We start from the raw sequence: 24,411 nt of genomic DNA, 5'->3' as shown, positions 1-24,411 counted from the left end.
GATGCAACAATTAGCAATTTTTGGTGGCACATTTGATCCAATTCATTGGGGACACCTGCTCGTAGCCGAGACAGCTTTGCATCAAGTATCCCTTGAAAAGGTAATTTGGGTGCCATCCCTAAATCCTCCTCACAAAGAAGCAGCTTTATTTGAGTATCGTTTGGCAATGCTGCAATTAGCCATAAAAGATAACCCAGCATTTACTGTCTCACTAGTGGAGGCAAATCGCTTTGGGACTTCCTATGCCATTAATACGCTGATCGATTTATCTGCTTGTTACCCAAATACTCACTGGTACTGGATTATGGGCTTGGATACTTTCCAAACCTTACCCCATTGGTACCGTGGACACGAACTAGCACAAATGTGTGATTGGTTAATCGCACCCCGACTGCTAGGTGGTGAGACTATAACTCAAAGCAAATTAATCTGCAAGCAAGTGGAGCAACAACTTAGGGAGCAGTCACATACCATTCACTGGCAACTCTTAGATATACCTTTAGTAGGAGTTTCGTCAAGTCTAATTCGCAAATATTGCCGCGAACGCCAGTCAATTCGTTATTTAGTCCCGGAATCGGTCAGATCATATATCACTAACAACAATCTCTACTCCGACAAATCTGAATAAATTATGTGTTTTTTTATTGATCTAACACTTTATGGTTATAAGTGCTCCCCCCCTTTGCGATATGATTGGGGTCAACGATATCAACATATAAGCATAAATACAGAGGGCAAGACACTGTGATTAGAGTTGCAATCAACGGTTTCGGGCGGATTGGACGTAACTTTGCGCGTTGCTGGGTGGGTAGAGAGAATAGTAAAATCGACCTTGTGGCTATTAATGACACGTCAGACCCTAGAACCAATGCTCATCTGCTGAAGTATGACTCAATGCTAGGGAAAATCAAGGGTGCTGAGATTAGTGCCGATGATAACTCTATCATTGTTAACGGTAAGACCATTAAGTGCGTATCCGATCGCAACCCAGAAAAGTTGCCCTGGAGAGATTGGGGAATTGACCTAATTATCGAAGCAACGGGGGTGTTTACTAGCAAAGAAGGAGCGCTGAAGCATGTGAATGCTGGAGCCAAGAAAGTTCTGATTACCGCTCCTGGTAAAAACGAGGATGGTACTTTTGTGATTGGTGTGAATCATCACGACTATGACCACAACATACACAACATTATCAGTAATGCTAGCTGTACTACCAACTGCTTGGCACCGATCGCCAAGGTGTTGAATGATAAATTCGGCATCATCAAAGGTACGATGACCACCACCCATAGTTATACAGGTGACCAGCGCTTGCTAGACGCTTCTCACCGGGATTTGCGACGGGCGAGGGCAGCAGCGATCAATATTGTACCCACCTCCACTGGTGCGGCAAAAGCAGTGGCGCTGGTTATCCCAGAGCTTAAAGGCAAGCTAAATGGTGTTGCCTTGCGCGTACCGACCCCGAACGTCTCAATGGTAGATTTCGTAGTTCAGGTTGAGAAGCGTACTATTACGGAAGAAGTTAACCAAGCTCTTAAAGATGCTGCTGAAGGGCCACTCAAAGGCATTTTGGACTATAGCGAACTAGAATTAGTATCTTCCGATTATCAAGGTCATGATGCTTCTTCGATTGTCGATGGCAACTTGACTTTTGTCTTAGGTAATGACCTAGTGAAAGTTATGGCGTGGTATGACAATGAGTGGGGTTACAGCCAACGAGTTTTGGATTTGGCGGAATTGGTAGCTGAAAAGTGGCAATAATTAGTCATTAGTCATTAGTCATTAGTCGTTAGTCATTAGTCATTAGTCATTAGTCATTAATTTTTGGACAAAGAACAAATGGCAAAAGACAAAGGACTATTGACCAAAATGTTGAAATCCCTGGCTAAAATTCAGAACTCGGTCGGGGAATTTTTTTTGTTCGTCGTGCAATAGTACTGTTGATCCCGATGTAATGCTGCCCACGATCGCAGCACCTTCACCAAGATGTTGTACAAAGGCTGATGCTAACTCTTGTGGCAAGCACAGCACTAATTCAAAGTCTTCACCACCGTATAGAGCATATTCTAGCGCTTGCTCTTGTGGCAACCAATGGTCAAAAACTTTTGGTAAGGGAATTTGTCTGTGTTCTATGAGTGCGCCAACGCCACTGGCGCGGCAAATTTGGATAATAGCATCTGCCAAACCATCGCTGCTATCCATACCAGCTACAGGAATTTTGGATTTTGGATTTTGGATTTTGGATGGGGAATCTAAGATTTTCCAGAGGATTGGTAAGACATCTAATCGTGGTTGTGGGCGTTGGTGTGCGCGGATTAGAGCCGTGCGTTCAGCATCTTTGAGGTTTTGTCGTAATTCGGGATGCAAGAGTAGTTGTAAGCCAGCGTGGGAGGCTCCATGAACGCCTGTAACGACGATCGCATCTCCCACAACAGCAGCAGAACGGCGGATAATTTGACTAGGGTGAACTTGACCAAAAGCGGTAATTGCTAGAGTTGTCACAGGCGATCGCACAATATCACCCCCGACAATTGAGGTATTGTATTTTTGCAGGCATTCTGTCATTCCCTGGTACAGTCGCTCAACCCAACTCACCCTAACTTCACCGGGAAGTCCCAACCCGACGGTGATTCCCAATGGGGAAGCACCCATTGCTGCTAAATCGGATAAATTGGCAGCAGCAGCTCGCCAACCAGCATCTTCTGGAGAAGTGGTGACATTGCTAAAATGTACGCCATCAACTAGTACATCTGTAGTCACCACCAAAGATTGCTCTGATGCTGTCTCAAGCACTGCTGCATCATCGCCGATAATTTCTGGTGAACAGAAGTGCTGCAATCTTTCTAAAAGACCTTGTTCACCAATATCTTGTACTTGTTGGGAAGATAACTCACTGTTCATTGGGCATTGGGCATTGGGCATTGGGCATTGGGCACTTGTACTGAGCGAACGCGAGTGCGTCTCGTAGAGAAGCCGTTGACGCAGCCTCTCCAAGAGTTGTATTAGGCATTGGGCATTTCTCCCCCTGCTCCTTTATCTATCATTTCCCTCGCTTTACGAATTAAGATATGGGTATTGTTTAGGAGACAGTTGGGATGGTCAGTACACCAGTAACCAGCATCACCTTTGAGGAGTACTTAACCTATGATGATGGTAGCGATTTCCATTATGAACTGGTGGATGGCAAGCTAGAGCTAATGAACCCACCTACTATTCAACATTTCCTGATTGTCGATTTTTTGGATACTGCTTTGAAAGCAGAAATCAAACGTTGTAGCTCACCTTGGCTGTGTTTTCGAGAAAGTGGGGTGAGAACGGGTAGAAATAAATCTAGGTTGACTGATCTGTGTGTAGTGACAATAGAGCAAGCCAGAGAATTGTTGAATGCTTCAGCAGTATTTGAATCACCACCGTTACTAATTGTCGAGGTGGTTAGTCCTGAATCGGTGAAACGGGATTATCGTTATAAGCGTTCTGAATATGCGGCCTTAGAGGTTCCTGAATATTGGATTGTAGACCCCCTAGAAGCAAAAATCTCCGTGTTAATACTGGAAGATGGATTTTACGAAGAAACAGTTTTTACTGCAACTCAGGAAATTGTATCACGGATTTTTCCAGAATTAGCGATACCTGCGGCACACTTCGTGAACGCAGTTGATCAGGTGTTCATTGCCGGCAATCTGAGTTAGAACTTAGAGTCAGGGCGAATGGAATTCGCGGCTACACAGGCAAAGTCCGCCTCCGCAGACTAAGGAAAAATTGAGTGTTTGAAACCCACGGAGGTGGGTTTTGTCTCTATAGCCGCGGTTTCTAACCGCCGATTTAACTGCTCTCTTCTTATGCTGCTTGCGGCTCAACCAGATTTTCTATTCCCTGAATCACAGTTGCAGATTCAATTTTGTCACCCGCCTTCAGTTTATCCAAAACTTCTCTGCCTTCTGTGAGATAGCCAAAAACGGCATAACGACCATCCAATAGGTTGCGTCCGGCGGGAGTGAGTTCTGGTTCAAACAAAAAGAAGAAAAATTGTGATGAACCACCATTTACTTCACTTTCGGGACGAGCCATCACTACTGCACCAAAGGCAGAGAAAGGTAGAACTGGCATATCAACGTAACGACCCGCTTCTTCGAGAGTAATGCCATAGGTAGGTGCTTTATCGCCCTGAACTAAGACTTCTAAAGGTATAGCACGATATTTGCCCGTGTTTGGATCAATAAAACCCACGTCTTTGCCGACTGGATCTCCAGTTTGCAGAAAGTAAGATTCTTCAGAACGGGTAAATTCTAAGCCATTATAAAAACCCCTCTGCACCAAATCTACAAAATTACCGGCAGTGACAGGGGCGCTGTAACCGTCTACTACTATAGTCAAATCGCCTTTGTTAGTTTTGAATTCTACAGTGGCACGACCTTTAAGTTGTGGCAGGTTACTGTACTCAGTAGGCACTTCAAAGGGAAATTTCTTCACCATTGACTCTTCTAGCCCAGTAATGAGATTCAGCAGTTTAGCTCTATCTTGTAGAATTTGTTCTTTATCTTTGCTGTTCGCCAATTCTTGCAATTTACCCACCCCAGATTTCAACTCAGTAATCCAAGCTTCGGCTTGGGGTTGGCGTTCTTGGGGAACGCTTGTTAAGATTTGGGAGGGTTTATCGAGAATACGGGATGCTTTGCTGATGTCTTTGGAAATAGCACCCCAGCGCCGATTCGCCCGCAGTTGGGCAGAGATGTCCTCTAAACTGGCTTGTAGTTGCCGCACAGGTTTGTTATCTATCGGGAGTGCATACCGCAACAAAGCTTTGCCGTCGGTAATTGCATTGCCGGATGGCAGTGCGGCGCTACTGGAGGGAGTCCACCCAGCTGTAGTTATGCCTAAAAATATTGTTACCAGCAGTATTGCCATTAGGCTGTTCTTCAGCCAGGATTTTAATAAGTTAAGCATGGGATAACTCAAATGCAGCATTGAATTGTTGACTGGACGTAACCCATCAATAATCTTCCCACAGTATGAGTGCTGAGTGGGGAGTGGGGAGTGGGGGAGGAAGAATTTTAGATTTTAGATTTTGGATTTTAGATTGAAATTTAATCCAAAATTTAAAATCCAAAATCCAAAATTGAATTGCCCTGTTTGGCCAATGCCCAATGACTAAATAGCTAATTACTCCGCTTGAAGGGTACAATAAATGCCGATTGTCTTCCAAAATTTGAAAGTTTCATGATCTCCAGTAACGACTTTCGACCCGGTGTTTCAATTGTATTAGATGGGTCTGTATGGCGAGTGCTAGAATTCCTGCACGTCAAGCCAGGCAAAGGTTCCGCCTTTGTACGAACTAAGTTAAAAAATGTCCAGAGTGGGAGCGTGATCGAAAAAACGTTCCGAGCCGGGGAAACAGTGCCGCAAGCCACCCTAGAAAAAAGCACGATGCAGCATACCTATAAAGAGGGCGATGAGTTCGTCTTTATGGATATGGAAACCTATGAAGAAGGCAGATTGACCCGCGCACAAATTGGCGATCGCGTCAAATACCTCAAAGAAGGTATGGAAGCCGAAGTTATCCGGTGGGGCGAACAGGTGCTGGGAGTAGAATTGCCTAAGTCTGTGGTTCTGGAAATTGTCCAAACAGATCCAGGTTTAAAAGGTGACACTGCCACAGGTGGCTCAAAACCAGCAACTCTGGAAACTGGTGCAATTGTGATGGTTCCTTTGTTTATTTCCCAAGGAGAACGCATCAAAGTTGATACTCAGGAAGATAAATATATCAGCAGGGAATAACTTTCATCTCTATGGAGATGCTTGCTCGTGATTGAAATCCCTACATAGGGATTATAAATCCCTGCCACACTTAAGATGCTAATTTACGGATAGGTCGAGGTAATAAAAACTGTGCCATTGGACTTTAATGAAATCCGCCAACTATTGGCAACTATCGCACAAACAGATATTGCAGAAGTCACGCTCAAAAGCAATGACTTTGAGCTAACAGTCCGTAAGGCTGTGAGCCTCAGCAATCAGGTTTTGTCGGGAGGTCAAGCGACCTTCGGCGGTGTGGTAGGTTCGGGCTTGACATCGGGTTCATCTCTGGGAAACCAGGTGAACGCAAGTCAGGTAACGGATGTGTCCACAGCTCGCGTATTTGAGAATACTGGGACTGGCACACAATTGCAGTTGTCAGTAAATGCCCCCTCAACTATTGACCAGAGATTAGTAGAAGTGCCTTCCCCAATGGTAGGAACGTTTTATCGCGCTCCTGCGCCGGGGGAAGCGACATTTGTGGAAGTGGGCGATCGCGTCCGCAAGGGTCAAACAGTCTGTATCATTGAAGCCATGAAGCTGATGAATGAAATCGAAGCCGAAGTCTCTGGACAGGTGATGGAAATTCTTCTCCAAAATGGTGACGCCGTAGAATATGGTCAACCTTTGATGCGAATTAACCCTGATTAAGTATTAATGTATATATGAAGTGAGTCATTGTTAAAACTTTCAGTCCTTGCGGGTCAACCCTGATGAAACAAACGTTGCCTTTACCACCAGAAGTGGTGCAACAAGTAGCTGAATACTTCAGCCTTTTAAGTGAGCCGATGCGCCTGCGGTTACTACACTTACTACGGGATGAAGAAAAATGCGTGCAAGAGTTGGTAGAGGCAACACAGACTTCTCAGGCAAATGTGTCAAAACACCTGAAGGTAATGTGGCAAGCAGGTATCCTTAGCCGCCGCAGTGAAGGAACTTGCGCCTATTACCGGGTGGAAGATCAAATGATTTTTGATTTGTGTAATCGGGTTTGCGATCGCCTCGCCACAAGGTTAGAACAGCAAGCCCGTAACTTTCGTGTGTTAAATAGCAATCGGTAAGCTTCATAAGAGTTATGAGTTATGAGTTATGAGTTAAAACTCCTCACTCCTGTACAGACGCGATTAATCGCGTCTCTTCTAACTCCTAACTTTTTTAAAGTGGATAATTTTTCTGAAAGCTTTCACGAGTTAGCGGTTGTTCTAACTCTAGACCCTCACCGCCTAAAACATCCAACGGTTTGCCGTTCACGTCAATGTACACCTTGGCTTTTGGATTTAAAGTTGTCGCAGTATAAACAACTTGTCCTACGCGGCCCATCATTGAGGTGCTACCACCACCGCTGGTAAAATCTTCGGATAAATTAACGTGAACCTCGTCATTTTCTGACTTCAGCCCCAACAGCTTAGTTCCTTTGGGGATAGTTGTGGAACCTGTTCCTGGTGTTGGTGGGCCTGCTAACAAACTTTGAAAAGCTGCTTCTAAAGCCTGGTTGGGTAGTACAGAAGCCACTTTTACAGGCTGGGGAACCAAAGCAACATTTTTGTCTTTTGGTGTGAGCCAATAAACGTTAGCAGTTTTCTCATTACCTGGCTGCTTAGTTGATGGCTGTGCTGGCTGAACGATTCGCTCAGAGGGGCTTGAGGCTGTGGGAGTATTGCTGGAGTGTGAAGTAAACCAAGCTACACCGCCACCCACCGCTATAACCGCTGCTGAGACGGCTGCAATTACGCCTGAAGAAATACGATTAGATCCTTGTTGGTCTTTCATGTTCAAAACCTTCCTGACTGAGGGCTGATATGGTAGTTATGTGAGGAGCAGCCTGGTTAAGGACGATACTTACAAGTGGAGAGTTTCCCACAACCTGGAGGAAACTTTATGTGTCAAAATGCGATTATTTTTAATTCTGCAAGTCCCTGACTCAATTTTAGAATTTTTATTTCTAATCCGTCACCTGCCAAATTATGTAAATCTCATTCTTTCTGGAGATGATTAAATTTACAACGCAAAGGAACGCTGTAGACGCTTTTGCGGCTTGCCGCAGGCTGGAAAACGCAGAGGAACGCAAAGTAAAGTATTTATTCCTCTGCGTAAATCTTGCTGTTTAATTTTTTACCTGAATTGCGGCGGTAATCCACTGTTTGAGTGTAGAGACAACTTCATCAATGACAATTTCTTGCGATTTACGGGTGGCTCTTTCTACAACTTCGACTTTGCCATTAGCGATCGCCCGCCCGGTTACAATTCTGTAAGGGATGCCAATTAAGTCAGCATCTTTAAATTTCACTCCCGCACGTTCATCGCGGTCATCGAGTAGGGTTTCAATCCCCGCTTGATTAAGTTCTGTGTAAAGTTTTTGGGCGATTTCGACTTGTTGAGCATCCTTAATGTTGGGAATTGTGATGATCGCGTGGTAGGGTGCGATCGCAACTGGCCAAATAATCCCATCTTTATCGTAAGATTGCTCTACGGCGGCTTGTGCCAATCGTGACACACCTACACCAAAACAACCCATCAATAGCGGCTTTTCTTCACCCTGTTCATTGGTATAAGTTGCACCCATCGCTTGGGAATATTTAGTGCCTAATTGGAAGATATGACCTGCTTCTATTCCACGGGCGCTTTGTAAGGTTTGTTCTGGGTTGTGGATGGCGCGATCGCCTGGTCTTGCCTTCCGCACATCTACTACTCGCTCTGGTACTTTAAATTGCCCACCCCAATTAGCACCAACTACGTGATAGCCAGCTTCATTCGCGCCTGTAACAAAGTTTTTTAAATCAACGGCTGTTTGATCCACCAAGCGCAAAAACTTGGGATGAATCTGTTTATTAGCAGTAATATACTCATCTGCGATGTCTGGCGCAATGTAGCCTAAAGGTAGAGATTTCGCTGTCCATGCTTGCTGTGCTTCTAGATTTGGTACATTCAAGCTAATAATAGTTTTAGCGCCATATTCAGAAGCTAATTTAGTCAATTCATTTTGCAACTTGACTTCATTAACTTCCTGATCGCCTCGGATGCTCACCAAAACCAACACTGTTATACCGTTATCATAAACTGTCTGATAAAGGACATTTTTCACCAATTGAGTGGGAGAACAGTTGAGGAGTTGACAGACCTTTTCAATCGTCTCTGTTCCAGGTGTATCGCGTTTCTCATAGGTTGTAAACCGTGAGGTTTCAGCATCAATTGGTAAAGAAACAGCCTTTTCTACGTTAGCGGCGTATTTGCCATCCTCAGTGTAGAGAACTTCATCTTCACCAGCTTCCGCCAAAATCATAAATTCTGTGGAACCAGAACCACCAATTGCCCCAGAATCAGCTTCCACTGCCCGAAAAGCTAAACCAGAACGCCGCAGAATATTGCTGTACGCTTTATACATATCCTGGTAAGTTTCTTTGAGGCTGGCTTCATCGGCATGGAAAGAGTAGCCGTCCTTCATGATAAATTCCCGTCCGCGCATCAAACCAAAGCGGGGACGAATTTCATCGCGGAATTTGGTTTGAATTTGGTAGAGATGTAGTGGTAGCTGGCGATAAGAGCGAATCATATCACGAGCGATCGCTGTGATTACTTCTTCATGAGTTGGGCCTAATCCTAATTGTTGCTCACGGCGATCGATTAGGGAAAACATAATCCCTTCAGCTTTGGTGTAAGTGTCCCAGCGTCCCGATTCCTTCCATAAATCAGCGGGTTGTAATTGTGGTAAAAGACATTCTTGTGCGCCTGTAGCGTTCATTTCTTCCCGCACAATCTGGGAAACTTTTTGTAGTACCCGCCACATTAGCGGGAGATAAGCATAGATACCACTACCGATGCGACGAATGTAACCTGCACGGAGTAATAATTTATGGCTAGGAATCTCAGCATCAGCTGGATCATCCCGGAGTGTAACGAATAACATTTGTGACAGTCGCATCGTTTATAGCCTTTCTTTGATCACTAATTTCTATGTCAACTAAAGTATGAAGTATTAAGGATGAAGTACAAAGTACACAGCGTTATTTCTTTTTCATTTTTACTTACAGGTTAGGAGCTAAGGGCTAGACAAGAGAGATTTTCATCCTTCTTTATGTACCAAGTACATAGGGATCTACTTGAAAAAGTGCTGAGTAAAAATATACTAGTTCCCAATCCCCAATCCCCAGTCACTTAGGAGAAACTACTTTGGCAGATGTAATTTATCAAGCACAAGCACCCTTAGAATTTATTCCTCCGGCGTTTAACCCCTTATTACTACGAGTTGTCCATCTGTTGCTACCCAGTTGGATAAACTGGCAAACAGCTATTACCCAAATTGAAGCAGACAACGTAGAGGTTCTGGTAGATGTCTATCGCCAGTTTCAGGAGGGTAAGATCCGTTTTATGCTGGCATTTCGCCATCCTAAAACAGACGATCCGCTTTGTTTAGGCTACTTGTTGTCTCAACTGGTGCCAAAGGTAGCACGATCGCAAGGCACAGCGCTAGAATTTCCGATTCACGCTCATTTTATCTACGATCGCGGCATTCCTCTATGGGCAGGTTCCTACGTTGGCTGGATCATGTCTCATTTAGGTGGGACTCCGATTCAGCGGGGTAAAGCTGACTGGACAGGGTTACGTTCGGCGCGTGATTTGTTTGCCAATGGAAAATTCCCGATGGCTGCTGCGCCAGAAGGTGCTACCAATGGTTTATCAGAGAATATTAGCCCCTTAGAACCAGGTATCGCCCAATTAGGCTTTTGGTGTGCTGAAGATTTGCACAAAGCTGGACGCGACCAACAGGTTTTAATTGTACCAGTTGGGATTAAATATAGTTACGTTGATGCTCCTTGGGATGCGATCGCAAATCTTTTAAGTGAATTAGAAGCGGCTAGTGGTTTACCTGTGAATGCACCAGAACAAGGTAATCTTGCTTCAGTGGAGTCGCTTTATCCCCGGTTGTTGACTTTGGCAGAGCATTTACTTTCGCTGATGGAACAATTTTACACCCGCTTTTATCATCAAAAGCTGCCGGATGCCAAAATAGTAGTAGGAGAAATTGAAGATAGAAATGAAGCGTTAGCAGTTCGTTTACAAGCTTTATTAAATGCAGCACTACAAATATCAGAACAGTATTTTGATTTGCAGCCAAAAGGTAGTTTAAGGGATCGATGTCAGCGAGTAGAACAAGCCGGTTGGAATTATATATTTAGAGAAGATTTTAAGGATGTAAAAGGAATATCTGCTGTCGAAAGAGCTTTAGGCGATCGCGTTGCGGAAGAAGCGAATGCGCGGATGTGGCATATGCGTTTAGTAGAAAGTTTTGTGGCAGTTTCGGGTAATTATATTCGTGAAAATCCAACGGTAGAAAGGTTTGCTGAGACAACTCTAATTTTATGGCAGATGATCGCTAAAATCAAAGGCAATAAAGCTGTACAGCGTCCCCAATTGGGTAAGCAAAAAGTCAAAATTACTGTGGGTGAACCGATATCTGTTTCTGAGCGCTACCCGGCGTATCAAGGGAATCGCTTGGCTGCTAGGCAAGCTGTTGCTGATGTAACGAATGATTTACAACACGCGATGGAAGGTTTGATTTGATTAGGAGGGTTGCATCTTTAGGTAGGAACCAGAATAAAGGTGTCAGTCGGCAGGAGGCTTATTGATTTCGATCTCTGGCTCCTGACTCCCTTAACTAGCAAGAGTGGAAGGTAAATGCCCAAGTGTTCATCCGAATCGGATATTACTTTCTCAAGTAGATCAATGCAGACAACAAACTTCTAGCGATCGCGGGTTTAGATGCCCTGTACGGACATGCTGGCGGAATATGGTTTATTAAGCTTAGACAAACCCAAAAATTTTTCAACCCTATCTAAGTAAAAGGGTGCAAAAAATCTTAGGCTACTAGGCCTACTTGGCTTTACTCCTATTTCACATTGAATACAATTAGGTAAACTAAAAGCAATTTTCACTAAATATGTAATTGGTTCTTTGATTTTTATAAAATTACCGTTAACTTATCCAGATTCTATTTTCAGAATAATCACGCTTTTCTGTTTTTGTAATTTCAATTACAAATAGAGAAGTCCAGGAAATTATGATTCTCTAAATCAAGTTATAAATAATGAAAACTCAAAGCTTATTCAATTTACTGAAGATTGGCGTTGCTACTTTTGGAATCTTCTTTGTGGCTGGTCAAGGAGCATATGCTTCCGACTTAAAGGGAACAGCATTTAGTATATCTTTGGAGTGTATGAACGACACTACCGGTCTTTTTATGGGTCAAACCCCCACTGATGCTAGTGGCTGGCAGTATGCACTTGATTCAAACAAAGATGGGATGAACGGGAACTACTGGGTTGGGGCCGCACCAGGGACAGTAAATCCCTACGATATCTCTGGTATGGCTATCAAAGAAACTGCTACCAGCGTCATTGTGGCAATCAATGGCAATATGAAGTTAACAGGAGAGGCTGAAGGGGGTGCTCTAGGTGGTCAGATTGGATATGGTGATTTATTCTTCAACATGGCAGGTAAGACCTTTGAAAATGCTATGAGCAGCGGGGATTTGTTTGGTATTCACTTCTCCTCAGTGAATGCTTCAGGAGTCCAACAACTAGGTGTTTATAGTGGTGTTCAGGCAAAGACAGTTACTGATAGCAAAGAAGGCTACAGTGTTGGATATGGTGGTTTGGCAGGAGATGGATGGATTTCTTACGAAACTCAGGTAAAACAAGGTGGTGGTGTTGTCGGTTATGGTGATTTGACCAGTAGTTACTTTACCAATAACGGCAAGGACAATACATTTAATCTCAATGTCATCGACTCTGGAAAATATCTTAATGGAATCTCGTTTCTAGCACAGGGGGATGTAACGCAGCAGTTGCTAACCACTGGCTATGATGCCAACAAATTCAACGGCACACAAACCATTGCATTTGAATTCAAGAAATCTGGTATTGTCCAATCGACTCCTGAGCCTGCTAGTCTCGCTGGTTTAGGAATCGTCGGTCTGGCTTTAGCTGGCAGCAAGCGCCGCAAGAAATCAATTAGCGTAGCAATTGGGTAGAGACTATTCGCAGCAATAGGGCTTGATTTATCTTCAGTGATTATGGACAAGAGAAAAGACTACATTTTTCTCAAAAAAAATGATCGCTGGAGGAATGGAATTTTGGATAAAGCTTAAGCTAAAAGTATCTCAATCTCTATAGATTTCCCCACTCAACATTAAATAATTAAATTTCAATGCTCTTACTAGAAAGTAAGGGCATTTTTTATCTCAGAGAGTTATCAAATACAAAAACTACTCAGGCAATTCTCCAAACAATCTCGGTAACGCTCATAAGATTTGTCAAACGCAAGCAGACAAGCCGCTAGTTATTCTGCAAGCTCTAGATATAGCTGTGTCATACTGATGACATATCCGAAAAATAATGTAGAGACGTAGCAGTGTACGTCTCTACAAGGGTTCTGGATAATACATATTTAATTTCCTTTAACTTTTTATCCGACAAAGCATCAATCGGGTAATTCACCAAAAGGTTCCCAGTAACGCTGCAAAAGTTGTTTATCCAATTGTCGTTGCTATCGTTACAGCATCTACAATTGGATAAACAAAAAGTCAAAATTCCTGTGGGTGAACCCATATCTATTTTCGAGCGTTACCCGGCGTATAAGGAAAATCGTTTGGGTGCTAGGCAAGCTGTTGCTGATGTGACGAATAATTTGCAGCACGTGTTGGAAGGATTGATCTGAAAAGGATGGTGAGGACAATTGCTTCAGATACCTCAAATCTTATGTTTCTATATATACAATTAGATTTGATACATCAGAAAACGATACATCTTCTAAACCTTAAAAGGATTATACATGGCTAAAAAAGTTTCCATTATCAATATGAAGGGTGGCGTTGGCAAGTCAACCCTCACTGTTAATCTTGCTTGGCACTTTGCTGCATACAGACATTGGTCACAGAAAGTTTTGGTTGTTGATCTTGACCCACAGTTCAATGCAAGCCAATACCTACTTGGCGTGAGTAAGTATAAGGCAATACTTGATAGTGGAAAGCCAACTACATGGGATATTTTGGAACAGAACACACGCACACCTATAGGACTTAGTAAAATTATTGAGCCACACAAACCTATTCATAATGTTGTTACTTTTGTCACTAACAGCAGGATAGACCTTATCCCCTCAAGACTTGAACTCGCTTTCTCCCTGAAGAATCCTGCACAAAAGGAGAGACAACTTTCCAAAATACTTGCCAAGATAGACAATGAATATGATTTGATACTAATTGACTGTGCTCCAACTGAGTCAGTCTTGACTACAGCTGCGTATCTTGCCAGTGACTATCTGCTAGTTCCAGTAAAGCCAGAGTATCTTTCTGCTATTGGACTCCCTCTTTTGGTAAATTCCATGAATGATTTCAAGAACGAAAATGAGGAGCATAATTTGAGCCTTGCGGGAGTGGTTTTTAATGCCGCAGAGAATTATTATCCAGAAGAACAACTATCAAAAAACATGGTGCGAGATTTAGCTTCTAAACAGGGTTGGTATGTATTTCAAGCAGAGGTTCCTTACTCTAAATCATTTCCTAAAGGTGCAAGAGAGGGTAAGCCTATTATTAACACTTCATATGCTCGTACAGTTCAAAAAGCACGTTTTATGAACTTTGCAGAAGAATTTGCTAAGAGGATTAGTCTGTGACAGATAAACCAGAATTTGAACTACTAATAGAAATTGCTAAACTGCTCAAAAAGCACAGTCCAGAGTTTTCTAAGAGTCTTGCTGAACTTCTGTCCTCGCCAAAAGTTATAGAACACTTAGTTTCGGTTCTCTCAAGTACGAACACAATAAGTTCAATAGGTATAACTCAGCAAATAAAGCCAACAGCAAGTAATCAAAACTTGAAAACACCTCGCTCATCATTAACCAAAAAAGCTAAAACATCTCAACAAAAAGAAAGTCAGTCAGCAAAAGGCAGTTTACCTGCAAGTGGCTCTTATCCGCCATTCTTAAAGGAGCTAGAGAAAACAGATCCTGAGAAATCAGCATTGCTTGTCAAACTTTATCATAGCCTGATGAACAAAACTCTCTTACCTAATCTGCAAGATATTCGGAATTTTGCATCCGATACAGGCTTATCAACAATAAAGGCAACCTCTCGCAACAAGGCAATCATTCCTCTTATCAAGGATTTATTATCTTTGAATATTAAGCAATTAAAGACAAAACTTGATGGACTGATGCCAGTTTTGCCCCAAGACGATCGTAGTCTTGAAGCTTGGGCAAATATAATTTTAGATAAAGAACGGCAAACAAAACAAGAAGACTGAATTGAGTGAGTTATCTATTCAGGCAATTCATCAAAACGTTCTCGGTTTTGTAGTTCATTATCCACACGGGTATCGTCGGAGCAAGGTAGCTCTCTCTTCTGAGGAAGGAAGATACTCAGGTGTGTTGTAGTCTAGCATGACAATTTATAGTCAAAATCTATGAATAAACGTCCGCTGATTTCACATTGAGAGGATACTAGGATCAGCGGAAAAGAGCAATTATAACCGATTATAGCCTGTATACAAGCTATAATGTAAATTGACATAAAGATGCTATCAATTAATTTTGAACAATATTACTATATCTAATCTTGATGATGACATAAAATCTCGTTTACAAAAACGAGCCGAAAAACATGGTCGTTTTCTCGAAGAAGAAGCTAGAGAAATTCTTCGTCTGGCTCTAGCAGAAAATCAGGAACATCTCTTCAACTTAGCTACTATGCTTGAGCAGCGTTTTGCGAATGTGGGAGACTTTGAATTACCGGAAATCAATAGAGAACCTATTCGCACCGGATCAACCTTTGAAGAATGATTATTATTGATATCTAATATCCGAAAATTACAAATTTTGCAGTTGCAGAGGTTAATGATGGAAACCACAACGAAAAGACAAGAGTTGTTAAAAGCAATTAATAAAAGACTAGAACAAGCTTATGAAGACACTTTAGAAGATGTGTTAGAACTGTTAGATATTAGGAAAGCAGAGGATGAAGAGGATATTAAAGCCTTTGAAGAAGCGGAAAATGAACCTACTATTACTTGGGAACAATACAAACAAGAATTAGAATCGTGACCTATCAAATAGAAATTTCAAACAGGGCTGTAAAACAATTAAAAAAATTATCTACTGATATTCGAGATAGAATTAACGAGAAAATTTTAGACTTGGCTGATAATCCCCGTCCTAGCGGCGTTGTCAAGCTAGAAAATACTGAGAATCAATATCGTATTCGTGTTGGTAATTATCGTGTTTTATATGAGATTAAAGATGATGTATTGATAGTTAAAGTTGTCAGAGTCGGACATCGAAGAGATGTTTATCGAGATGAGTAGCAGCAGTTATAACTTAGCCTTTGACAAGGGTGCTATGTAACCTTTCACACTCCCTTCTACCTCTCAACGATAAATCAGGGGTTTCGACCATTTTGCAGGGGGGGGAGTGAATAATTACGGTGCTACACAGACGATACCAACAACTTTGTAGGGGTAAAATTTTACCCCTACAAAGTTGTGTATTATTTGAAGAATAGCTAGAGAAGCTTATTACTCTTGAGTCAAATGATTTTCTAGCAAAGATGCGATCGCATCTGGATGAATATTCTTGTATTTCTTTTTACCAATCTGTAAAACACAGTTGGGGGCGCTGCTACAGCATTTTTGGCAACTAGTATGTTCAATGGTAACTTTGTCTGACAAACCGCGATCGCACAAAGTTTTTTCTAATTCTGATAATAAACCTTTACCACCACGCTTGAGGCAACCGCCCTTTTGACACACCATAATCCTCGCTTTGGGTTGGAGTGGTAAATCTTGATTTGGACACGCATCAATTGGTGTCACCCGATAGGCTTTAATTTTAATTTTACTTGTGCGCGAGTCTAACTTACTATGACCACAAACGCGAATTTGCTGACCAGGAACTAAGGATGAACTTAAAGAACGGCGTAACTCTTTAGGCAGTTTAATTTCCACATTTCCAGATGGAACTGCCAATTGCATGTATTTATATTTTCCTGGTTCACCACCAACAAAACCTAGTAACTGTCCCTCAAGGTTCAATTCTGATAACGTTAAATACTTGTTACCCATGATTGATAAAAAGTTAGGAGTGGGGAGTAGGGAGTAGGGAGTAGGGAGTAGGGAGTGGGGAATTAAAAATTAGAAGTTAGGAGTTAAAAGTTAAGAATCATAACTCCCTACTCCCCATTCCCCACTCCCCACTCCCCATTTTTTAAGCGAGGCGTTTAGCTTCTACAGTTTTGGGTAAATTGGCTGCATCTGGCAATTCACTAAATTCCAATTCCCAACCATTTGCTAGGGTGAGAATCTTACCATCATTTCCATCGGTTTGTTTGACGACTTCTTCTTCCAGGTCTTTTTTAGCAACGTAAACTACTAAAGTGCCGGCGTCATTCATGCGTAGCATTACTTTCATGAGATTCCTCAACAGATTCTAGTTCTTTTTTCATACAGCCGACGACGAACCCTGTTTCTAAGAAATGCACAGCATAGATATAGGAAGTCTGCAAATATGTGCCTATACTCGATATGTAGCCCATATCTCCCTTGTTTACTAAAACTTGGCCGACTTCCTTACCAGGAAAAGTACCATCGTTTTTGAGCAGTTTACGAACTCTGACTTTTTCACCAATTTCAAAAGCAGGTGGCAAGTTTAGTTCTAATTCATCACGTTGCATGAGAATACCTCTGTTCTCTGACCAAATTTAATAGTTCTTCTGTCGTCAAACTGCGTTTTTTCTGTACCGATTTATGGCGCACTGCATCTAAAACAGACTGGGTTTCTTGGGAGTTCAAGAAAATTCCATGCTGCTCTAGCAAGTTTGAAACCAAATGCCGTCCAGAATGTTTACCTAATACTAAACGCCGTTCCCAACCCACCTCTTCAGGAGCAAATGGTTCGTAGGTAATGGGGTTTTGCAGTACTCCGTGAGCATGGATGCCAGATTCGTGAGCAAAAGTATTTTCGCCGACGATCGCCTTCCAAGGTGGTACAGTTGCACCGGATGCGGCTGCAACTAGTTGAGACAGTTCCAGCAAACTGGGAGTATCAATGCCCAAATCAACGCCGTAGATGCGTTTGATAGCCATCACAACTTCTTCTAAAGCTGCATTTCCCGCCCTTTCACCTAATCCGTTGACTGTGGTATTCACTGATGATGCTCCGGCTTTGATACCCGCAAGGGCGTTGGCAGTTGCCAGACCAAAATCATTGTGGGTATGGATTTCTAGGGGAATCATCAAAGCTGAAACTAGCCGTTTGACCTTGGTGTAGGTGGTGAAAGGGTCGAGAACTCCTACGGTGTCGCAGAAGCGGAACCGGGATGCACCCCATTCTTGGGCATAAAGCGCTACATCTAAGAGGAAGTTTTCATCAGCCCTAGAAGAATCTTCTCCGCCGACTGCTACCCAAAGACCTTGATCGAGGGCGAAGCTGATGGAGTCTTTGAGTTTTTGTAAACTGACTCGCCATTGACCGTGGAATTTGGCGGCGATTTGGATACCAGAGACGGGAATGGCAATATGCACCCGATTCAGACCGCAAGCGATAGAAGCCTTAATATCTGAGATGACAGCGCGGTTCCAGCCCAGGAGTTTTGCTTGCAAACCCAAGTCAGAAATTGCGGCTATAGCACGTGTTTCTTCGTCACCCATTGCCGGTATACCGACTTCTAATTCAGGAATACCAATGGCATCGAGAAACTTAGCGATCGCTACTTTTTCTTCTAGGGTAAAGGCAACACCTGCTGCTTGTTCGCCATCACGTAATGTAGTGTCATTAATTATGATTTGATTCATTGCAAATATCCCTCTTTTGGAAGTATTCTTAATATCCTTTCTCTCTACAATCCCCAGCGATGGCAAATGCTAAAAATATCACAATTCATAATGTAGGATACATGATCCTTAATTATTGCCGCATTATTAGCATCACATCTGTATGACAAAGAACTAAAACCATGTATAATTTACTAATTGTTTTTACCGATGTCAGTTGAATTTTGTTCGAGTAGCAATGAGCTAATATAACTATTAGCAAATCCGGAACAAAGTAAAATACAAAATCCAGCAATTAAGGATGTAATCATCTTAGTAACCTCAGATTTTCTAGAGCATTGGGGTGTAATTTAGGCAGGTAATGGGTACAAATTAGCTAACTTTGTTCTGCTAGCCAGTCAAAAATCTTTCCTAGCTGCTCCAAGTCAACTAAACCATACTGCCAGAGGAGCATCGGTAGTGGGCCATTTTCTAATTCACGGTGTCGCAGAGCTACAGCAATATCGGCATTTGAAAGTTCAAGTTCATTGTGCAGAAAATTGAGGAGTTTTATATCTCTGTTACGAGTCGGCATAGTCGAACTTTCAATTTATTAATTTGGGAAATCATTAAAAATCAGAAATTCCAATTTTATTTGGTAATTTCGCCTTTTTAATTGTCGCTATATGTCAGGGAAATTTCAGATTTAGGAAACTAAACAAAATCTAAAACTCGGCTAATCCCTCTCAGTCTGCAACAAAATCTGCTAGGCGACAGTAGCTTCAACTTCTAAACCTATTCGAGTTTTGTGCATCTATGAACAAAAAGTATGAAATGCAGTGCTTGCGTCATGAATTGAAGATTAATGCTGTCTTGAACAGACGCGATTAATCGCGTCTCTGCTCATCACTGTAATGCCAGCAACGCTCTAGCCACTCTAATAATTCGTGACGAGAGGCAAGAAATTGCATAACTGTACTGCGAATTAGAATTACTTCTAGCAAATTGTTCACTTGCACTCGTAAAGAACCATCGGGGGGACAGGAACTCTTAATTTTTAACTCTTGCAAACGGTGATAGATTCGCCAGCGATCGCTCAAAGGAATCTGCAAAACTTGATCGCCTAAAGGGTCGGAATTAAGTTGTGAGGCGTTTAATTTTCTCATTTTGGCAAAGGGGAGTGGGGTAGATGAGGGGGATAAGGGAGATGAGAAAGAATAATTACTAACTCCTAACTCCTAACTCCTGTCTTAAAGTTTGCAGTTGTTTTTCGAGTTGTTCAATGCGCGAGAGCAAAGAACGAATCACGGTTGCTTCCATATCGGTTAGCTTTCCATGTTCTAAAGGAGAATGGCTGGCGCTTTGATTTCGGGAAATAATTCGACCGGGAACTCCCACCACAGTGCAATCACTGGGGATATTCCGCAAGACAATGGAACCTGCGCCAATGCGGACGCGATCGCCAATTTGCAGATTACCTAAAACTTTCGCACCCGCCCCGATCACTGCATTTTTACCCACTGTGGGATGACGCTTACCAGTTTCTTTACCAGTTCCGCCAAGAGTAACGCCCTGGTAAATCAGTGTATAGTCGCCCACGATCGCAGTTTCGCCAATCACAACACCCATTCCGTGGTCGATAAACACGCCTTGACCAATCTCTGCACCTGGGTGAATTTCAATTCCGGTCAAAAATCGCCCCAAGTGAGAAATAAAACGGGGGATAAAACCTACTCCTCGACCATCTAACCAGTGAGCAAGACGATGCAAACAGAGTGCGTGCAATCCTGGATAGCAAAACACCACCTCTAGCCAATTACGTGCTGCTGGATCGCGCTCAAAAATAATGCGAAAATCACTCAATAATGGCTCAAAAAAAACGCCAGTGAGTAAATTTTTAAGCATGGATGTATGGGCAGAATCCTGCGTTTTGGTAGTTTGGGAATCACTAATACTGTCTAAAGACTGTTGCATCGGTAATGTCTATCTGGTAGAAAGAGTCATCTGCTATTTTTATGCTTATATCAGGTGACATCCAACTCGATAGGAAACCCAATGCTGATTGGATTTATTGGATTGATTAAGGTTGTACTCAAACGCCGAAACCCCGACTTAACATAAAGTTAAAATTTGTCTGGGGTTAGGGGCGCTAGTATTTAATCATGGGGGTACTAGTATTTTTGGGGCAGGGGTTAAGAATTTCTGTACTCGCTACAAGAAACTTTACCTGTAAGCCTTTGCTAAGATTTAGTCAAGATATTTTTCAATATATTAAGCTGTACTCAGATGCACTCAAAGACGAGTTAGATGAGGCTAAAAATTGATTTTTTGTATCTGCTACTACTATTAGTATCCTATTATTTGGTTAGGCGAAAGACAGGTTTCTTTATTTTCTCTTAGGATTTGCTGTCTGTATGTACATATACCTTTCAAAATATAGTTATCGCTCATTGTGAATATCTTATTATATAGATGTAGATGTGTTGAAGGAAAGCATTTCAATGAGTGCAAATATAACTGCTTGCCGAGTTGCAGAATATATATTTTGACATGGCTGGAAACTAACTTTGAATACTTTCATCATTTTTTCAATTGTTCTAAATAAACAGCAACCTCTATCATAATGCTGTTACATATCTGTTAAGAATAGTTACAAATTCTTAACACAAGGAAATTTTTTTTATGGCAGTTTCACTTGAAAATAATGCACCCCATCAGGTTGTTATTGTTGGTGGTGGTTTTGGTGGACTGTATGCAGCAAAAGGTCTGAATGCAGCGAATGTAAATGTTACTCTCATTGATAAACGTAACTTTCATCTATTTCAGCCGCTTTTATATCAAGTTGCCACAGGTACGCTATCACCTTCTGATATTTCCGCACCATTGCGATCTGTATTTAGCAAAAGCAAGAATACAAAAGTGTTGTTGGGAGAAGTAAATGAGATCGATCCAAAAGCGCAACAAGTTATTCTGGGCGATGAAATAGTACCTTATGATACATTAATTGTCGCCACAGGTGCTAACCATTCTTATTTTGGTAAAGATCACTGGGAAAAGGTTGCTCCTGGTTTGAAAACTGTGGAAGATGCCATAGAAATGCGTCGTCGGATATTTGGCGCATTTGAAGCAGCAGAAAAAGAAACCGATCCTGAAAAACGGCGTGCTTTCTTGAATTTTGTGATTGTGGGGGGTGGCCCGACTGGTGTAGAATTAGCAGGTGCGATCGCAGAATTGGCATACAAAACTCTCAAAGAAGATTTCCGCAGCATCGACACCTCAGAAACGAGAATTTTACTATTACAAGGCGGCCCTCGCATCCTCCCACACATGGCGCCAGAGTTATCGGCATCAGCAGCAGTATCTTTGCAAAAGTTGGGTATAGAACTCCACACTCACACCAGAGTGACAAATATTGAAGGTGATATTGTTACTTTCAAGCAAGGCAATGAATTTACAGAAATTACCTCAAAAACTATATTGTGGGCAGCAGGTGTCCAAGGTTCCCCAATGGGGAAAGTCTTAGCAGAAACTACAGGTGTAGAGTGCGATTACTCTGGGCGGGTAATTGTAGAACCTGACTTGTCTATCGAGGGTTATGACAACATTTTCGTAATTGGAGATTTAGCCAACTTCTCCCACCAAGATAGTAAAGTCTTACCTGGTGTTGCACCTGTAGCTAAACAACAAGGAGAATATGTAGGTAAATTAATTCAACGACGGCTTCAAGGTAAGACTTTGCCACAATTTCGTTACAGCGATGTAGGTAGTTTGGCGATGATTGGGCAAAATTTAGCTGTTGTAGATTTAGGCTTAATGAAACTCACAGGTTTCATTGCTTGGGCATTTTGGCTACTAGTCCACATCTACTTCTTAATCGAGTTTGACACTAAATTACTAGTAGTATTTCAGTGGGCATGGAATTATATCACTCGTAATCGTCGCTCTAGATTGATTACAGGTCGAGAAGCTATTGTAGAACCAAAAACTGTTAAGGATAGGGTGCAAGAGCCTTCTGTGACACCTCTGTAACTTCAGGTATCACAGCATTAGTCAATGATGGTACAAGGTTATTGAAGTGATGAGTATCGCGTGGTGGTAAATGTTGGGCGAAGATTGCTGTTCCAGGAAAAGAATATGGGGATGAAATACCGCCCTAAGCAATTTTGGCAATTTGGCATTTCATAACTTCGAGCTACTGTTTCAATGGAGATATCAACACAACGGGACAGTGAAGAAGTTGTACGATGGATAAGGTAAAGCTTTCCGCTTCTGGTGTCCCAGCTATGCCAGTTGTCAAATGAGTGCTGTAGAAAAGCTCTACATAATTGATACAGCACTCAACAGGGTTCAGTTCCCGCTCTGCAACTGGCTAGAAATCAACAAAACCAAATATATAGCGCTTCTCGTTTGGACACAATACGCTCTGACCTCACTTCCATTCCTCTCTCCTAAAAAGCTACGGTGTACACACATCTCTGTACAGACCCAAAATCGTTGGATATCCCCCCTAAATCCCCCGATAAATTGGGGGACTTTAAGAGGCTTTTGCCCCCCTTTTTAAGGGAGGTTGGGGGGATCAAAAGGCTCTGGGGCAACTCTATAAGACTTGTGTGTACACCGTAGCTCCTAAAAGGAGAGAGGCTTTGAATCTTACTCCCCAACGCTAGTAGGGAAGGGGCTGGGGGTTAGGTCTCTGTATTCCATACAATTGCCCACTTATATCATGTCCGCTTGATTGCTTATTAAACCCGAAGAACCCCACCCCTTAATCCCCTCCCCGCTCTTCGGGAGGGGAGACAAAGCATAGCTTTGGCGGAGTGGGGTGCAATGACTGTGGGAATCGTAACTAATTATGCGGACATGATATTATACCCCTCCAGGGAAACAAGCTACGCGCAGCATCTCCCTCTGGAAGAAGCAACTAGCGCACAAATCAGCTTTACCTGGGCTGAATATTTTAATTTTCGACACTCATTAATGGAGTTCAAAGACTCATTAATGAGTATCAAAGGCTCTTTAATGGAGTTCAAAGGCTCATTAATGAGTATCAAAGACTCATTAATGAGTATCAAAGACTCTTTAATGAGTATCAAAGACTCTTTAATGGAGTTCAAAGACTCTTTAATGAGTATCAAAGACTCTTTAATGAGTATCAAAGACTCTTTAATGGAGTTCAAAGGCTCATTAATGAGTATCAAAGGCTCATTAATGAGTTTTAATTTATTAAGAACCAGACGCAGCTTTTGTTGGTCTACCTTTGATAGCTTTAAAGCGTTCGCCCAACTGTTCAGCGACAGTTTTTAAGCCTGGAGTCTTTTTCGATGCTGTCTTTACGTAATCATAAACTGTCAAACTGCTAGTCATAGCTTCACTACCGACTGCCATTAGGGTATCATCGACTTGTTCGGCGAGTTGTTGCACTGAGATTAAAAGTTCGGTAAGCGCAGTGGCTAATTGATAATCCCGGACAAGTTCTTCAACATCAAAAGTGGCTGGAAGAATTTCGCGGTTAGACTGAGCAGCAGTGACGCTATTGTTTACAAAGGCTAGGCTTTTATCGCCCATTTTTAGCAACTTCCGCCGTTCTTCAGTGCTGAGAGTAATCAGAAATGGCATCTTTTTTTGGACTGTCTGTAACGCGGCTTTAATTTCTTGGATATCTTGTGGCGAAAGGGTGGCTGCAATATTTTGATAGGACATTGTATATTTACCTTGGGAGTTCTAATGGTGAAGTAGCAATAGTTGCTAAGTATAGAATTCCCATTGGTGGGTGCGATCGCACATTTTGTTATGATTCTTAGTTTAGTAGGGTGTGAAAGCGTTG

27 protein-coding genes are annotated in these 24,411 nt (G+C 42.3%); 15 read left to right on the top strand and 12 right to left on the bottom strand.

The window, feature by feature from the left end:
* Position 1: 1 nt before the first annotated feature.
* Both nadD and V7K30_RS07965 read left to right on the top strand, forming a co-directional pair.
* Positions 2-628, top strand: a complete 627-nt coding sequence (gene nadD / locus V7K30_RS07970; RefSeq protein WP_334998567.1) for a nicotinate (nicotinamide) nucleotide adenylyltransferase — start codon at positions 2-4, stop codon at positions 626-628.
* Positions 629-744: 116 nt separating this feature from the next.
* Entirely contained in the window at positions 745-1,758 is a 1,014-nt protein-coding gene (locus V7K30_RS07965; RefSeq protein WP_334998566.1) for a type I glyceraldehyde-3-phosphate dehydrogenase, read from the top strand.
* 96 nt (positions 1,759-1,854) lie between these two features.
* Here V7K30_RS07965 and thiL read toward each other — a convergent pair whose 3' ends face one another.
* The gene (gene thiL / locus V7K30_RS07960) at positions 1,855-2,898 is read right to left on the bottom strand and encodes a thiamine-phosphate kinase (RefSeq protein ID WP_334998565.1); all 1,044 of its coding nucleotides are present in this window, start codon (positions 2,896-2,898) and stop codon (positions 1,855-1,857) included.
* Between the two features lie 194 nt (positions 2,899-3,092).
* On the opposite strand from thiL, the gene V7K30_RS07955 reads away from it, so the two are divergent.
* Entirely contained in the window at positions 3,093-3,686 is a 594-nt protein-coding gene (locus tag V7K30_RS07955) for a Uma2 family endonuclease (RefSeq protein ID WP_334998564.1), read from the top strand.
* A gap of 148 nt (positions 3,687-3,834) precedes the next feature.
* Here the strand turns inward: V7K30_RS07955 and V7K30_RS07950 are convergent, their stop codons facing one another.
* Positions 3,835-4,941 carry a peptidylprolyl isomerase gene (locus V7K30_RS07950; RefSeq protein WP_334998563.1) on the bottom strand — a complete coding sequence of 369 codons (1,107 nt, stop codon included), beginning with the start codon at positions 4,939-4,941 and terminating at the stop codon, positions 3,835-3,837.
* A 273-nt stretch (positions 4,942-5,214) separates the two neighbouring features.
* Between V7K30_RS07950 and efp the strand changes: the two genes are divergently transcribed.
* The 3 genes from efp to V7K30_RS07935 all read left to right on the top strand — a co-directional run bounded on the left by efp (position 5,215) and on the right by V7K30_RS07935 (position 6,851).
* Positions 5,215-5,772, top strand: coding sequence for an elongation factor P (gene efp / locus V7K30_RS07945; protein WP_334998562.1), 558 nt, complete (start codon positions 5,215-5,217; stop codon positions 5,770-5,772).
* 111 nt (positions 5,773-5,883) lie between these two features.
* Positions 5,884-6,441, top strand: a complete 558-nt coding sequence (gene accB, locus V7K30_RS07940) for an acetyl-CoA carboxylase biotin carboxyl carrier protein (protein ID WP_334998561.1) — start codon at positions 5,884-5,886, stop codon at positions 6,439-6,441.
* A gap of 62 nt (positions 6,442-6,503) precedes the next feature.
* Positions 6,504-6,851 (top strand): ArsR/SmtB family transcription factor, encoded by a 348-nt coding sequence (locus tag V7K30_RS07935; RefSeq protein ID WP_334811386.1) that lies wholly within the window; start codon positions 6,504-6,506, stop codon positions 6,849-6,851.
* Positions 6,852-6,945: 94 nt separating this feature from the next.
* Here the strand turns inward: V7K30_RS07935 and V7K30_RS07930 are convergent, their stop codons facing one another.
* Entirely contained in the window at positions 6,946-7,560 is a 615-nt protein-coding gene (locus V7K30_RS07930) for a GerMN domain-containing protein (protein WP_334998560.1), read from the bottom strand.
* Between the two features lie 334 nt (positions 7,561-7,894).
* Complete coding sequence (locus V7K30_RS07925; RefSeq protein WP_334998559.1) at positions 7,895-9,709, bottom strand: proline--tRNA ligase; 1,815 nt, start codon at positions 9,707-9,709, stop codon at positions 7,895-7,897.
* A 248-nt stretch (positions 9,710-9,957) separates the two neighbouring features.
* Between V7K30_RS07925 and V7K30_RS07920 the strand changes: the two genes are divergently transcribed.
* The 8 genes from V7K30_RS07920 (at position 9,958) to V7K30_RS07885 (ending at position 16,145) form a co-directional block, all read left to right on the top strand.
* Positions 9,958-11,349, top strand: coding sequence for a 1-acyl-sn-glycerol-3-phosphate acyltransferase (locus V7K30_RS07920; RefSeq protein WP_334998558.1), 1,392 nt, complete (start codon positions 9,958-9,960; stop codon positions 11,347-11,349).
* A gap of 523 nt (positions 11,350-11,872) precedes the next feature.
* A complete protein-coding gene (locus V7K30_RS07915) occupies positions 11,873-12,817 on the top strand; it encodes a PEP-CTERM sorting domain-containing protein (protein WP_334998557.1) in 945 nt (314 codons plus the stop codon).
* A 536-nt stretch (positions 12,818-13,353) separates the two neighbouring features.
* Complete coding sequence (locus V7K30_RS07910) at positions 13,354-13,503, top strand: hypothetical protein (protein WP_442941050.1); 150 nt, start codon at positions 13,354-13,356, stop codon at positions 13,501-13,503.
* A 114-nt stretch (positions 13,504-13,617) separates the two neighbouring features.
* A complete protein-coding gene (locus tag V7K30_RS07905; protein WP_334998556.1) occupies positions 13,618-14,460 on the top strand; it encodes a ParA family protein in 843 nt (280 codons plus the stop codon).
* Entirely contained in the window at positions 14,457-15,089 is a 633-nt protein-coding gene (locus tag V7K30_RS07900) for a hypothetical protein (protein ID WP_334998555.1), read from the top strand. The genes V7K30_RS07905 and V7K30_RS07900 overlap by 4 nt, the downstream gene beginning before the upstream one ends.
* Positions 15,090-15,375: 286 nt before the next feature.
* The gene (locus tag V7K30_RS07895) at positions 15,376-15,624 is read left to right on the top strand and encodes a FitA-like ribbon-helix-helix domain-containing protein (RefSeq protein WP_334998554.1); all 249 of its coding nucleotides are present in this window, start codon (positions 15,376-15,378) and stop codon (positions 15,622-15,624) included.
* A gap of 57 nt (positions 15,625-15,681) precedes the next feature.
* Positions 15,682-15,885 (top strand): hypothetical protein, encoded by a 204-nt coding sequence (locus V7K30_RS07890; protein WP_334998709.1) that lies wholly within the window; start codon positions 15,682-15,684, stop codon positions 15,883-15,885.
* Positions 15,882-16,145: a type II toxin-antitoxin system RelE family toxin gene (locus V7K30_RS07885; RefSeq protein WP_334998553.1), complete on the top strand. Its 264-nt coding sequence runs from the start codon at positions 15,882-15,884 to the stop codon at positions 16,143-16,145. Before V7K30_RS07890 ends, V7K30_RS07885 begins: the two co-directional genes overlap by 4 nt.
* A gap of 210 nt (positions 16,146-16,355) precedes the next feature.
* On the opposite strand, the gene V7K30_RS07880 is transcribed toward V7K30_RS07885, so the two are convergent.
* The 7 genes from V7K30_RS07880 to cysE form a co-directional block, all read right to left on the bottom strand.
* Complete coding sequence (locus tag V7K30_RS07880) at positions 16,356-16,901, bottom strand: (2Fe-2S) ferredoxin domain-containing protein (RefSeq protein WP_334998552.1); 546 nt, start codon at positions 16,899-16,901, stop codon at positions 16,356-16,358.
* A 142-nt stretch (positions 16,902-17,043) separates the two neighbouring features.
* A complete protein-coding gene (gene nifT, locus V7K30_RS07875) occupies positions 17,044-17,247 on the bottom strand; it encodes a putative nitrogen fixation protein NifT (RefSeq protein WP_196516559.1) in 204 nt (67 codons plus the stop codon).
* The gene (locus tag V7K30_RS07870; protein WP_334998551.1) at positions 17,222-17,509 is read right to left on the bottom strand and encodes a nitrogen fixation protein NifZ; all 288 of its coding nucleotides are present in this window, start codon (positions 17,507-17,509) and stop codon (positions 17,222-17,224) included. Before V7K30_RS07870 ends, nifT begins: the two co-directional genes overlap by 26 nt.
* A complete protein-coding gene (gene nifV / locus V7K30_RS07865) occupies positions 17,499-18,629 on the bottom strand; it encodes a homocitrate synthase (protein WP_334998550.1) in 1,131 nt (376 codons plus the stop codon). The genes V7K30_RS07870 and nifV overlap by 11 nt, the downstream gene beginning before the upstream one ends.
* 355 nt (positions 18,630-18,984) lie before the next feature.
* Positions 18,985-19,182, bottom strand: coding sequence for a DUF2949 domain-containing protein (locus V7K30_RS07860; RefSeq protein ID WP_334998549.1), 198 nt, complete (start codon positions 19,180-19,182; stop codon positions 18,985-18,987).
* A 292-nt stretch (positions 19,183-19,474) separates the two neighbouring features.
* On the bottom strand, positions 19,475-19,753 hold the full coding sequence (locus tag V7K30_RS07855) for an Asr1405/Asl0597 family protein (protein ID WP_334998548.1): 279 nt from the start codon (positions 19,751-19,753) through the stop codon (positions 19,475-19,477).
* A 58-nt stretch (positions 19,754-19,811) separates the two neighbouring features.
* On the bottom strand, positions 19,812-20,561 hold the full coding sequence (cysE, locus tag V7K30_RS07850) for a serine O-acetyltransferase (protein WP_334998547.1): 750 nt from the start codon (positions 20,559-20,561) through the stop codon (positions 19,812-19,814).
* A gap of 708 nt (positions 20,562-21,269) precedes the next feature.
* On the opposite strand from cysE, the gene V7K30_RS07845 reads away from it, so the two are divergent.
* The gene (locus V7K30_RS07845) at positions 21,270-22,616 is read left to right on the top strand and encodes an NAD(P)/FAD-dependent oxidoreductase (RefSeq protein ID WP_334998546.1); all 1,347 of its coding nucleotides are present in this window, start codon (positions 21,270-21,272) and stop codon (positions 22,614-22,616) included.
* Positions 22,617-23,810: 1,194 nt separating this feature from the next.
* Here V7K30_RS07845 and V7K30_RS07840 read toward each other — a convergent pair.
* Positions 23,811-24,287, bottom strand: coding sequence for a hypothetical protein (locus V7K30_RS07840; protein WP_334998545.1), 477 nt, complete (start codon positions 24,285-24,287; stop codon positions 23,811-23,813).
* Positions 24,288-24,411 lie beyond the last annotated feature (124 nt).

This window comes from Nostoc sp., assembly GCF_036917655.1.
GTDB lineage: Bacteria > Cyanobacteriota > Cyanobacteriia > Cyanobacteriales > Nostocaceae > Nostoc.
Note: the sequence above shows the minus strand (reverse complement) of the source record. Positions and strands in the feature narration are given on the sequence as shown.